This is a genomic window from Paenibacillus thiaminolyticus (assembly GCF_003591545.1).
In the GTDB taxonomy this organism is placed as follows: Bacteria; Bacillota; Bacilli; order Paenibacillales; family Paenibacillaceae; genus Paenibacillus_B; species Paenibacillus_B thiaminolyticus_A.
In genome coordinates this window covers 42249-55751 of the sequence record NZ_QYZD01000009.1, presented here as the reverse complement: position 1 = coordinate 55751, position 13503 = coordinate 42249, and the positions used below count along the sequence as shown (strand labels likewise).

The window sequence follows — 13503 nt, the reverse complement described above, 5'->3', positions numbered from 1 at the left end:
AACCACCTACCACATAAAATGTAGACCGCTTATGTATGCGGTGTTGATCTTCCCTTCCACTTCTCCTTCAATGCTTTCAAATCCTCTACGAAGAACCTTAGTAAATTGGGTCTCCTTCTTACGGCAAGCGGGTGATAGGTAAAGCTGATCGGGATACCCTGAAACTCGTGCCAGCTCCCTCGCATTTCCTTGACACTGGCATTCTCCTTCTGTGGGAAGACTGCTTCCGCCACGACATTCCCAAATCCAAATAATACCGACGGCTGCTTCTGAAGGATCTGTAGCTGTAGATGGGGAAGACATGCTGCTCTGGCCTCAGGTTTATTGTAAGCACGCATCGGTCGGCATTTCAGCAAATAAGTAACATAAACCGAGTTCGTATCTATACCCGCTTCCCTCATGCCGAGTTGGAGTGTTTCCCGGGTGCCGCACAAAAACGAGCTTCCTTGCCGATCCTCACGGGCTCCCGGGTTATCCAGGATCAACATAAGGTTGGCTTTCGGATTTCCTTCACCCCAGATAACACGAGTCCGTTGCTTAGATAGTTCGCAACATTCACAATGCTGAATACCTTCGGGCGCTTGTTCTTCAGGCAAGATGACAAAGGGATGATCCATTTCCGTGTCATGCAACTCCTTCCTTTCTTTTGCACGCAATGATTTCATTATGCCCACCCAAAGAGAATGTTCATTCTACTCGTCACGAGTATTGGATTACCAGGCCCAAAAGTTGTTTGTCGGCGCTTCGACACTCTTATTTGTAGAGGCACAACTCCAGCAACGAGACTCATACAAAGTCATGTCAGAACATGTAGCGGCTAACCCTGAGTTTCAAGACCTTCTTGGTCTCAAGAGCATAAGCGCTTCTCAACTATCGCGGAAGGCTGAAACGGCTGCCTAAGAAGTATCTTCAGACGCTCTTTTTCTACTCATTGATCGAATCAAGCAACTAACAAAAGGTAAACGGGCCATTACGCCTGGTATTGGCAAACTCAAGCTAATCGATTCATCGGGACTTACACTGCCTCCCATTCTCGCAAAATGGTCCTATTGTTCCAAGAGTAGCCATGGCGTGAAGATGCACACCTCCTTGGTCGTTGTGGACTCCAAAACGATGTATCCAGACAAGATCGTCGCTTCAACCAAAGATGTAGCCGATCATGAAGTCGTGTTGGAATTTACAGTCGATAAGGATGCGACCTACGTGATGGACCGAGGATACCAGGTGTACGACCATTTTCAGAAATGGGTAGAGGATAAGATTAAATTTGTTTGCCGCGTCAAGCAAAATAGCCGATTAACGATTATCAGAGAAAGAGAACTGCCCAAAAGGCGGAATGGATTTATCCTTGATGCCGATGTGACGACGCCGGAGCTGCCAGCGGTTCTGCGTTTGATTGAGTTTAACGATGACCAAGGGCGCACCTATCGAATTGTAACGAATCGATTTGACTTATCCGCACATCAAATTGCCGAGATTTATCGAAATCGCTGGCACATTGAGTTGTTTTTTAAATGGGTCAAGCAGCATATTCGATTGGTAAAACCCCACGGTTATACGGCCGAAGCGATTTGGAACCAAATGTATATTGCTTTAATCGCGTATGCTCTCTGTTTGCTAATTAAATTAACACTGGACTGTAAAAAGTCGACATGGGACCTCCTCCAGTTGATTCGCATCTATGCGGAAAAACCATGGTAAAATCTGATTGCTGCACTCAACCGCAAGCCGACTCGAACATCTAGAGGTCGACCAAAACGAAATGGGAGACGTCCGAAAAGCAACGAAGTCGATGAAACCAAGACTGATTATGAAGTAATGACAAATGAAAAAGATGTTTTGCATATAATGGATAACGCGTCGAGTCTATTTCCATCTCGATTTTTTAGACTTGGCACGGACATTGTAGATTTAAATATATATCATATATTGATGTTAATAGAAATTAGGTTATGAACTAACCGCTCGATGCAACGCTAGTGTTATTTCTTGTTCTTTGTTACGTTTTCAGATATATTGTAGGATGGGGATTTTTTGCATCTGATTTCTTTCTCAACATTATTTAATTGATTATTTGTTTAATTTTTTACTGCTCTGATACCTGAGATAGTTGCTATCCAAAATACTTCAGGTGGTGACACTATATGAAGAAGACTATTAAGGAGTATAAAATACTTGATTTATTTGCGGGTATAGGAGGTTTTTCTCTTGGCTTTAAGAAGTTTCAAATAGAAAAAATGAAAGTTTTCAAAATAGTAGCTGCATTAGAAAAAGATAAAAATGCCGTGAACACCTTAATAAAAGCATTAGTTAAAGATGGTATCCCATATGAACAAGCCGTCAGCATGATTATACAAGGTGATATTTCTTTACCAGAAACTAAGAAAAAACTTTTTGACACATGTAAAGATGTTGACATTATAATTGGTGGCCCTCCGTGTCAATCTTTCTCTATGATAGGACCACGATCAGGAGATAAAACACAACAGGAAAAGTATACAAATGATGATCGTGATAATTTATTCGAGCACTATCTTGAAATAGTAGAGCATTACAATCCTCAAATGTTTGTTTTTGAGAATGTTAAAGGTATATTGTCTAAAAAAAATAATGATGGAATAAAATATATTGATATTATCATTGATCGTTTTGAACAACTTGGCTATCGACTTCAATTTAATAATGATGTAAAAGAAAAAAAATATACTGTATTAAATGCAGTAGACTTTGGTGTGCCTCAAAATAGAGAAAGAGTTATTATAATCGGGAACAAATATAGGATAAACAATTTCAGTCCAATAGTGACACATTGTTCTTTAGAAAAAGTGCCGACTACTGGTTTATTGCCCTACGTTAATTTACAAGATGCAATTGGTGATCTTCCTAAAATCGTTCCCAAATTAACTTATACATTACCAAATCAAAAGTTAGATAAAAAGGTAAAAATCGATATCCCGCAGCAAAGAAAAGAATCCATAGATGTTTTAAATTTATCAAGAAATAATGGTGAAGATAGAACACCTTACCATTGGGACAACTTTAATTATCACTACAAAAATGGAACTATTAGTCGGAGGATATTTTTAGATTTCATTAAACCAAGTGAAAATTCAGAACTTATAGGACATAAAGCACGATCTCAGCAGGAAAGTGATGTTATATTATTTGAAAATATGGCTGAGGGAATGACCGCAAATGATATAGTGTCATCGACAAATGAGAATCTTAAGAAGCTTGCAATATTAATAAAATACAATATGAATAGTTTTAAGGATAAGTACAAAAAACTATCTTGGTCCAAACCCTCAAACACTATCATTGCACATTTACAAAAAGATGGAAATAGATATATCCATCCAGACAGTCAGCAGGGGCGGACCATAACAGTTAGAGAAGCAGCTAGAATTCAATCCTTTCCTGATGACTACGAAATAGACGCAATTGGAAATTTGCGGTTTAAGTATATTGGAAATGCTGTTCCTCCATTGTTAGGATTAGCTGTTGCAGATGCTGTTTATAGAACAATTACATCTGTGAACCCAAAAGAGTAAGGCGAGACAAAAGTCCCGCCTTACTCTTTTATAGGGCGAAGTATCCAGGTCTTGCAATATGCCCAGCGACTTTAGATTGGATATCAACCAAAAAAGGATGGCGGATTCTAAATAACGGTAGCATTTTTGCTACATCCTCAAAATTACGTGTTGTAAGATAACGTAAATCGAATACCAAACTCCCAATATCTCTATTAAATTGAATTAGTTGTGAAATAAATACATAGTCTGCCCTTTTGACATTTTTAAGATATTTTAACGGCACAAAGACACCCGGTAACATTCTAGATAATTGCCATTTGTCCTGAGCATAGTCACAAGTCGGAGTAACTTCCAAAATAATGAATTGGGGCGTGTCCCACTCCGCCTTAATTTCTTCGAATTTAGTAACTAATAAAGAAAGATCCAGCTTAGTCCGATCATTAATATAAACATTACCAGGAGTAACTTCCCTACTCTCTACTTTTGAAAAAAGAAGCTTTGAATTTATTGAAGACATAACTTCTGGAGATAGTCGGTTTTTATTTTTAAAATTTAAACCAGCATTATCTTCTAATAGCGAATTATTTAAAAGTGACTTTTCTATATAATCAAAGTAAATACCAGTAAACGCTCGAAGCGCTGGGCCTAATACATGTTCCTTTAATTGCGTACCTTGTTGAGCTTTGGCCAGATTATATAGTATGTTTTGCATGTTTTCGTCCCATTCATTACCCTGTGGATTTGATAACTGATATGAATCATTAATAGTCAAATTTGCCGCTTGATGAATGATTTCTTCCCACAAAAGAAGTGCCTGAAAAGATCCAATATCTTGCATTATGTCAGTTAATTTTGCTGAGATTAAGTCAATTCTATAATTGCCTTCTTGATCTTTGCAGTCTATTTTTTCCATGTTTAATGTTTTTAAAGGTGGAACCGGCAGTTTAGAAATAACTTCTTCTAACAGTTCAGTATGTTTAGTCCAGGCAATAATTATAAAAGGCGTAGAAGAGGCACCAATTACTCTGTTAAGTACACCTAATATTTTGGATACTTTACTTTTATTGTCTTGTCCATATGTGCCAATTTCTATATCTAAAAAAACTATTCTAACACCCTCTAAAGGCTGAAGTGGTAATAAATCTGGATCACCATTGTAGTATCGAGAGGATATGCCATGATGGGATAACAAGTGAATTAATGGTAATGCCTCTTCATGAGAGTCATCTATTATAACGACCCGTCCTGTTGTTGGAACCTTCACTATTTCTCCTCCTTGAAAGCAAGCCCAATTATTGCCCCATTTTTAAAAGTTTCTGGCAACTCCACATCATCATATTCAGGGAAAATAAGATTCCCTTCATGACCTCTGAGTATTTCATTTGCCAAATATAAGCCCAGTCCCATGCCCTCAGGTCGGTCTGTAATAAAGGGTTTCACTATATCTTCTGTAGGCAGGCTAAAACCAAGACCGTTATCTGCTATGAGAATAGTTATGCGATCTGGTATATCGAAACTTATGGCAATACAAATTTCTTTTGACTCAATATGATTATAGTCCAGCCACCAAATTGAATTATCTATTATATTTACAATCGTAGAAATTAACAGGTTTTTTGTGCAATTAACTTGCACATCACTATATTTAGTGTAACTATTTACTATATTTACATTATGAACCTTAAGCCTATACTCTACATTAAATAACGCGGCGTCAATAATTTTTGCCAAGGACTGCTTCTTCTTATCTTTGCCTTTGAAAAGAGTTGAATATCCCTCTACCAATTGTGAAAGGCGCGTTACTAAATCTGAAATTCTAATAGAAGTTTTTTCAAAATCAGTGGCCTTTACTAATTCTTGAATAATTTTTTGCATTTCATGTATGGCTATACTTAGACTTAAACCTGCTCCTGCACTTTTAATATAAACATCTGTAATATGTTTATAATCATCTTCGATTCTTTTTACATGATTCACAAGTTCTTGTTTTAATTTAGTATCTTTAACATTTTGATTTATTGAGTTTTGTAACAAATTCAAATTTGCTATAACAGGTTCAGACTTGCTTGTTGGACTGTAGTATGTTCTAATTTTTTCTTTGTCAATTCTTCTCTGCTGTTCAACTTTTTCCACAGCAAATTCAATTGCGGCTTTAAATTCTTGATAGGCTTCATTTTCAATAAATCCCTCTCGGTTAGTCTTTTCTATTAGATCAAAGCTCTGTTCCCTGTCTATATCAACTGCTCCTATTACCAAGTTATTACTAATTTTGGTTCCTGGGGAGTTAAATCTTCCATAGTCTAACCGTAGCCAGTCATTCTCTTCTTCACCATAATCATAAACTCTCATTTTATCTCGATATACTCTTATTCCTCCATTTTGATCAAGGTATTCTTTATAACCGGTTTTGTCATGAATTGCCAGTTTAAGGGTAGAACTATCCCGATCAAATATGTATAGTTTTATCTTGACTGTTCCAATATTGTATTTACTTAACATAACATCTCTAAACTCATTCTTTTTCTTTTCTTTCTTTGTTATTATTCTAATAGGCTCCGTGGGATTATGTTCACGTGATGACAATTTAGAAAAAACACTCCAAGGCTTAAATTTGTATAAGAATTTTGTTATGTAGTCTCCTTCGATTGTAATATCCGCCTCGTATAATGCAAACTGTTTAATATTATGAAAGTCAGTTAGATTTTCTAGCCATTTAGGCTGGTCAATATTAAACTCCACTTCAAACTTGTCTATTGAATTAAATGGTGAACAGAGTGAATTAATAGCCCTATAAACACTTCGAATTGCCCCTCTTGTCCACGTATTTTTCAAATCAGAAATAACAATTCTAGTACCCGTTTTTTCTCCAATAAAGAGTTCGGGATCTCGTTCAAATATACTTATTTTTACATCGTCCAAATACTCTGTAGTGGAAAAATCATTCCAATTAATATTAAAAACAACCTCTTTTTGGTTTTCCATTCTAGAAATTAGTTCTATTCGGTTACCCAACTTGTGAACACCAAATCGACCTATGCCCTTTTCCCCGATTGGTAGTCGATTTAATTTAGAACGTTTTTTAGACTTAAAAATATCTTCCTTAAAATTGCTTCCAGGTTCCATCCAAACATTTTCAATAATATTAATATCCATTCCGTTTCCATCGTCCAAAATAACTATCTCGCCTATTTTAGGATCCGTCACTCTAGACATACTTACTTTTACCAATTTAGAATCAGCATCATAAGAATTTTTGACCAACTCTAATAAAGCAACATTCTCATTTTTTATCAATTGATCTCCTAATTGAAGTAGGAGTCTTGCCTTAGGTTTAAATGGTATTTGTTTTCTCATTGAGAGCCTCCTTATCATTAAGGATGATTCTTGTAAAAATTATTATATAGTACAAAAGACACTTATGCAGTGATTTCTGATTATATTGTATAATTTTTCCCTATAAATTCAAACGGGCGCACTATATATTAGAATTTGATTCAATTCATTGCGCCCAGCCAGCGATTAAGATAAAAAATTTCGCCCTACTTATGATACGGTTCCCCCCGATTAATCTTCACCGCCCGGTAAATCTGCTCCACGAGCACCAGGCGCATCAGTTGATGCGGCAGCGTCATGCGGCCGAAGGACAGCTTCGTCTGGGCGCGGCCCAGGATGGCGTCGGACAGGCCATTGGAGCCGCCGATGACAAAGACGATATGGCTTGTCCCATAAGTCGTCAGGCGATCGATATGGGAGGCCAGAGCCTCGCTCGACCAGAGCTGTCCGTCGATGGCCAGCGCCACCACATGCGCATCCGGCTTGATGTGGCCGAGGATGCGATCGCCTTCCCGCTCCTTCACCTGCTCCACCTCGGCGTCGCTCATTTTCTCGGGCGCTTGCTCGTCAGGGACCTCGACCACCTGGAATTTCGCATAGGGCGCCAGCCGCTTGCTATATTCCGCAATCCCCTGCACCAAATATTTCTCCTTCAGCTTCCCAACGCATACCAATTGAATGAACATTCGTCTCGCTTACCCCATTTCGTTCTGTTTACTTTATCCAAAAGAGAACCATCGCCTCTTAAAGTTCCATCCTTGCTTCTAGTGTACCCGACAATTCCTCAGCGCGTCTATTCAACGCCGCCAGATATCCCCTCACGCTCGCGTTGCTATCAACAGCACCCCCATAAGCAGCTATAACTTACACGTCGATTCCGCCAAAACCATACTCGACTCACCTCAAGCTCCATTCCCGTTATCCTGACCGAATGGGATAATGACGATAAGACCTTGAGCATACCCACGAACCCCAGGCATAAAAAAGGCGCCCTCACACAGAGAGCGCCCAATCCAGCAACTTCACTACCCTATCCTGCTACTTAATAGCTCATTCCTGTTCCTGAACCAACGCCAATACCCGGTTCAAGAAGACCGCGACTTCGGCCCGGGTCGCGTATCCGTCCGGACGCAGCTTGCTGCCGCTGCCCTGAATAAGCCCTTCCTCCAACAAGGCGGCAAGCGCCTCCTTCGCATAGCCGGATATCTTCTCATGATCGGCGAACGTGGTCAACACGGCCGGATCGCGCATCAGCTTCAGCTTGCCGACGTGCTCCAGTGCGCACGCTGTCATCGTGAACAAATCTTGGCGGGTGACCGCATAATGTGGCCCGAAGAAGCCATCCCGCTTGCCCCGCCGGCCATCCGCTGCGGTCGGCCTGGGCGATGACGATGCTCACCGTCTTCGCATCGTCCGCCAACGCCCCTTCCGGCACCAGTCCCGACGGTACCATCACAGTCGCCTGCGGCGTCACGATCTCGTATTCTTGCCGCAGGCTCGAATCCGACACCGCCGCCGCAGGCAGCGACAGCGCGACGCCGGTCGCGTCCTTGTCCGCATCCACCTCAATGCGGACCCTCTTCACGCCGCGCCCATCCGGCGCGACGCCCTGCAGCGCCTGCTCCAGTATCGCAGCCGTCACCTCCGCTCGGGCGAGAGCGCCGCCCGGATCCCGCTTCGCCTTCACGCCAATCCGGCCCGGCTCCCCCTTCGCGGCCGGCTCCGGCAGCTTCGGCGTCACACTCGGCTCTGTCCGGGAGCCGCCGCTATCACTCGGCCGTTCCGGCTCCGGCTCTTGATCCGGCTTCGGCGGCTCCACGGCCGGCATCACCGTCAGCCGGAAGCCGGCGTACTTCGACGCATCCGCTTGGCTCAAGGCGCGGATGACCGCCGTCCCCGGCTTCACGGCCGTAATCAGGCCGTGGTCGCTTACCGTCGCCATGCCTTCCGGCGCAGAGCGGTACACCGACCAGATGACCGACGGATCGGCCGTGTCCGGCAGCACGGACGCGTTCAATTGCAAGGTCTCGCCCGCCTTCAAGGTGCCCTCCGTCCGGTCAAGCCGGACCTCGTCAACAATAATCTCCGGCAAGCGGTCGACCGTAATGACGCTGTCGGCATAAACCGCCTCGACGACGCTCGTCGCCCGAACGACGGCCGTGCCGAGCGCATGAGCGGTCACGACACCGTCCGCCGGAACCGAAGCGACGCCATCTGCGGAAGAGCTATAGACGGACCACGTCACCGTCTTGTCGCTCGCCTCGGCCGGGCAGCACCGTCGCCTGCAGCTTCACGCTCTCCCCGACCGCCAGCTTCGGCTGCGGCGGATCCAGCACGACCTCAGCCGGAGGCACCGGCTCCGTCGCGCCCTTGCGCAGCGTGAACTGATCGACCAGCCGGTCGCCAAGCGTCTTCACCGTGAACGTCAGCTCGCCGCCGCGAATTTCCACGACGCCGTAGATCTGCGTCTGCTCGCCGTCCACCTTATACTGCCACTCACGCTCCGTCACAGCGTAGAACTTCGGTCCGGTCGAGCCGCTGACGACATACGTCGTCCCCTCGCCTTCACCGACCGGCTTCCCGCCGCGCATCGGATACGAACGGACATAGACATGGTCATGCCCATTCATCGCCAGATCGACATGGAACTCGTCGAACGTCGACGTCCACGCCTCGCGAATATGGGCGGAATCATAGATGCTGCCGTACGGACCGCGATGGAAGGTAACAATCTTCCACGTCTTGTCCGTGGCGGCCAGGTCGCGGCGCAGCCACTCCTTTTGCGCCTCGAAGTCATATTCGCTGTTCAGCACCACGATATGGGCATTGTGATAATCGAAGGAATAATTGCTGCCTTTGAGACTGTCGATTCCATTTTGCGGGTTATTGAAATGCGCCAGGAAATCATCATTTTTCCGGGTGCCCGTCACCTCGTGGTTGCCGACCACCGAAACGATCGTCGTATCGGTCAATATATCCTGCGCTTCCTTGAACCACATATTCCATTCATTCTCCTTGAAGCCGTCCTCCACCATATCTCCGGCCTGCAGAATGAAATCAAAGTCCGGATGATCGGCGGCCGCTTTGCGAAGAATATCGCCCCACAGCTTGAAGCCGGCGGCATTGGAGGCCTGCGAGTCGCCGAAGAATAAGAACTTGGTCGGATCTTCCGCCGTTCCCGCCGTCCGGAACGAGCCCTCGCTCACATGGCTGTCGCCGTCGCCGACACGATAGACATAAGCGGTGCCTGGCTCCAGCCCATCCACGACCGCTTTGTGCACGCGCACGGTACCGATATCCCAAGTGTGATAAAGGCTGCTCGTACCGTTCACATTGATGACGCCGGCTCCGTCAAAGCCGGAAAATCCGTCCTGCTTCGCCACCTCGACCACCGTCGCTTCCACGTTCGCATGCGTATGCCAGGTGAATCCGCGCGCCGTAGCCGGATCAGCACCCATCGCGACACTGATATTGTACGGCTCGCTGTCGCCCGCAAGCGGCGATACCTTGAACTTCACGACCGGACTGTAGCGCTCATCCTTCATCGCCTGCAACTCATATTCCGTCACCGTCTCGGTCAAGGCGCGGGTTGCAAGCTTGCCCTCCGCATCGGTCACGCCGATCTCCTGCCCGTCCGCCGTCATCAGCCGGGCGCCTTCTACCGGCTGGCCCTGCTCATCGACGACGCCGAACACCGTCTCATTGCCTTGAGCGATGCCGTCCGGGTTCCAGTTCAGCCGCAAATGGTACTGCACCGCCGCCACGAGCGGCAGCCCAAAGTAATCGAAGTCGGCGTCATCCTGACCGGCGAACGCGATCGACCCCGATTGGAAATTCACCCGCAGCTCGCCCTCAGTGTTCGTCTTTACCCGGTACCGGATCTGCGCCAGCATATCTTCGTCCGACAAGGACAGATCGGACAGGCCGGTGAGCCTAAGCTCCACCGCGCCGCTGGCTTGATCCACCGTTGACGCAAGCTGGCCATCCTTGAGTTTGGCGCCAGGCACGACCTCCAGCGCTTCCGCCTGCGCCGAGTCGAACTCGAACGCGATGCTTGCCCGGCGGATGTCGGAAGCACGGAGACCGGTAACATCGACCGTATACGTGCCGCCGGCGTACACATTATCCGGACCGGTATACGTTACTTTCGGAGCACCCGTATCGACCTCGAACATCCACTCCTTCTCTGTCGGGTTGCCAGACAGATCCTTGACCCGCACCTTGACCGTATGCACGCCGTCCGCGAGCGGCACCGACGGAATATACGTGATTTCGCCCATAGGTGGGTACAGACTGTGCGGCACGAGCTTCCCGTCGACCATCATACGGATCGAATCGGGATCGATAAGCGTCGTGCCGGGATGAGCCACCGGATCATACCCGGCATCCTCGGCGTACACATGAATCTCCGGCGTCGCCGTATTCACCGTGCTGCCGTCAGCCGGGGCGAAGTCCTTCAAGATCGGCGGATCCAGATCATCATCAGCAGGCCCGTACAGCGCCCGAATCTGATCGATATAAATAACCCCCGCCGTCTTGTTGTCATTCTTCGTCTCCATATACCGAATCGGGCGATCCATCGTTAACGGCAGCGGCCTTCCCTTCGGCACCTCCGCCTCCAGGTAGCGCCATCCGACGAAGTCAACACCGACCTTCTCTTCCGTGAAATCAAGGGCCACTGCCGCATTATTGCCGTCGCGGATCTGGCCGCGCAGCCAGTGTGCCTTGCCGTCGCCGTAGACCCAGACACTGATCGTCTCCGGATACCCCGGAATCTGGATCCGAGAAGCATCATCCTTCACGGCCAGATAGGCGCCGGATATGCCAACCGTATCGGGGAAATCATATTCCAGCTTGGCCGAGGAAGAACCGAAGCGGATGAAATCCTCATTGGTCTCTTCACTGACGCGGACACTTTGGTAGCGGTCCCCGCTTGTCGTCAAATACCTGTCCATGCCCGATTCGAAATCCTCCAAAATGACCGGAGGCAATCCCACATTGACCTCCATCGAGGCTTCAATACCTCCGTAAGCGACGACAATGCGTCCGCTCTTCTCCGTGTCGCCCGTTGCCGTGAAGACGCCGTCCTCATCGATCGTCCCGATCGGGCCTTCCACCCGCCAAGTGAAGCGGCTGTTATCGGCCACGATCTCCTGCCCGTCCCGCAGGACGCTAACCTGAAGGGTAACCTTCTCGCCGGAAGCGAAGGTGCGCACTGCATCCGGAAAGCGTAGCTCGGTCACGAGCAGCAGCCCGTTCGCGGTCTTCCGCTCCCCGCCGTCTGACGGGCGGTTCAAGATGCGGCGCTCCGGCACCCCCGGCAGTCGCGCCACGAACGTAGAGGAGCCGCCGCCATCGAGACAGAGCGCGTTGACGACACCGATGTCCTTCATCACCTTCGCCAGGTCATCATACGACACGCCCTCGCTGAAGCCCGGCGCCCGGCCGTCAATCTCGCTCATGACCATCGAGCCGTCGGCCTTCGTGCCGATCGCGACACGCGGATAGAGCGCCTTGTCGCTCTGCGGCTGCACCTCGCCGTCCTTCAACAGTTGAGCCACGCCGCCGATGACCATCTTCACGTCGCGCCACGCTTCCTCCAGCTCGAAGTCGATCGTGACCTCATCTCCGACCTGAAGTCCCTGCAGCAACTCGCGGTAGGAACCCGCCGCCGACAAGACCGCCTTGCCCTCGGCGAGCGGCGTATCGCCCGCATGCAGCCGCAGCTCGGACACCTTGAGCTTGAGCGTCTGCCCGCTCTTCACCTCGCCTGACAGCACGTCCAGTACCACCTCGTCCCCAAGCTGATTCGTCATCGTCGACGTATGGAATGCGGACGTGTACAGCATCAGCTTGTCTCCCGGGCCGCGCATGCGGTTGATGTCCGATACTTCCACATCCTTGCCGCCGATATGCAGCGTCCGCTTGAGGGTTGGACTCAACCCGTAGATGGTCGTGCCGTCTTCCTTCAGACCGAAGGCGTACCAGTTGGCGGGCTCGGGCGGACTGACGAGAATCTCGCCATCCCCCATGAAGAGGCCGACCGGCACGCCGGTGGACATATCATAGAAATCGCCGTTGATGGCCGCAATGACCCGATTCCCCTGCTTGTCCGCATCGCTCGCCATCTTGGTCACCCCCTGCATGCCGTACACCTTGCCGTCCGTCATGCCCGGCTGCAGATCGAGCGCCTCATTTTTCGGATCGAATTCGATGAAATGCACCTTCTCCAAGCCTTGCGGAAGCTTCATGTTGTACCAGGTGTAAGTGGCTCCCGGGCCGATCTCCATCTGCCTCCGATCCAGCACCTGCCCGAACTCGGTCTGCGGAAGCCCGGCAGCCAGAGCTTGTCCGGCTGGAGCAAGCAGCGACCAGATCAGGCACAGACTTAGAAGCATGGCCGGCCTCTTTCGTTTCCATTTCACCCCTCATCCATTCCTCCTAAAATAAAATTTCAGAGAGCTCCCTTAAGACCCTATATGTATGCGGCCGAGAGCAGCGATATGTGTTTCGTTCGGCGTGTATGTCCTTCTAAATTGTCAAAATTAGCAGAATATCTCCACCCGCCTTTCTCACTGCAAGCTGGCTGATTCAATTAGCACAAAAATCCGCTCCCGGGCCGTCCGAAGCCCATTCT

Annotated in this window: 6 protein-coding genes and 1 pseudogene; 2 read left to right on the top strand and 5 right to left on the bottom strand. The window is 47.9% G+C overall.

Annotated features, from left to right (window positions below; all coding sequences use genetic code 11):
• Nucleotides 1-29: 29 nt before the first annotated feature.
• Nucleotides 30-617: a uracil-DNA glycosylase gene (locus DQX05_RS12035; RefSeq protein ID WP_119793981.1), complete on the bottom strand. Its 588-nt coding sequence runs from the start codon at nucleotides 615-617 to the stop codon at nucleotides 30-32.
• A gap of 313 nt (nucleotides 618-930) precedes the next feature.
• Here DQX05_RS12035 and DQX05_RS12025 point away from each other — a divergent pair, with 313 nt between their 5' ends.
• Both DQX05_RS12025 and DQX05_RS12020 read left to right on the top strand, forming a co-directional pair.
• The gene (locus tag DQX05_RS12025) at nucleotides 931-1701 is read left to right on the top strand and encodes an IS4 family transposase (RefSeq protein ID WP_119793838.1); all 771 of its coding nucleotides are present in this window, start codon (nucleotides 931-933) and stop codon (nucleotides 1699-1701) included.
• 443 nt (nucleotides 1702-2144) lie between these two features.
• A complete protein-coding gene (locus DQX05_RS12020) occupies nucleotides 2145-3551 on the top strand; it encodes a DNA cytosine methyltransferase (RefSeq protein ID WP_119793836.1) in 1407 nt (468 codons plus the stop codon).
• Between the two features lie 28 nt (nucleotides 3552-3579).
• Here DQX05_RS12020 and DQX05_RS12015 read toward each other — a convergent pair whose 3' ends face one another.
• The 4 genes and pseudogenes from DQX05_RS12015 to DQX05_RS12000 all read right to left on the bottom strand — a co-directional run bounded on the left by DQX05_RS12015 (nucleotide 3580) and on the right by DQX05_RS12000 (nucleotide 13291).
• Nucleotides 3580-4797 carry a hypothetical protein gene (locus DQX05_RS12015; protein WP_119793834.1) on the bottom strand — a complete coding sequence of 406 codons (1218 nt, stop codon included), beginning with the start codon at nucleotides 4795-4797 and terminating at the stop codon, nucleotides 3580-3582.
• On the bottom strand, nucleotides 4797-6887 hold the full coding sequence (locus DQX05_RS12010; RefSeq protein WP_182914716.1) for an ATP-binding protein: 2091 nt from the start codon (nucleotides 6885-6887) through the stop codon (nucleotides 4797-4799). Before DQX05_RS12010 ends, DQX05_RS12015 begins: the two co-directional genes overlap by 1 nt.
• A 185-nt stretch (nucleotides 6888-7072) precedes the next feature.
• The gene (gene rlmH, locus DQX05_RS12005; protein ID WP_119793830.1) at nucleotides 7073-7552 is read right to left on the bottom strand and encodes a 23S rRNA (pseudouridine(1915)-N(3))-methyltransferase RlmH; all 480 of its coding nucleotides are present in this window, start codon (nucleotides 7550-7552) and stop codon (nucleotides 7073-7075) included.
• Nucleotides 7553-7916: 364 nt separating this feature from the next.
• Nucleotides 7917-13291, bottom strand: a pseudogene (locus DQX05_RS12000) (phosphodiester glycosidase family protein).
• Between the last annotated feature and the right edge of the window lie 212 nt (nucleotides 13292-13503).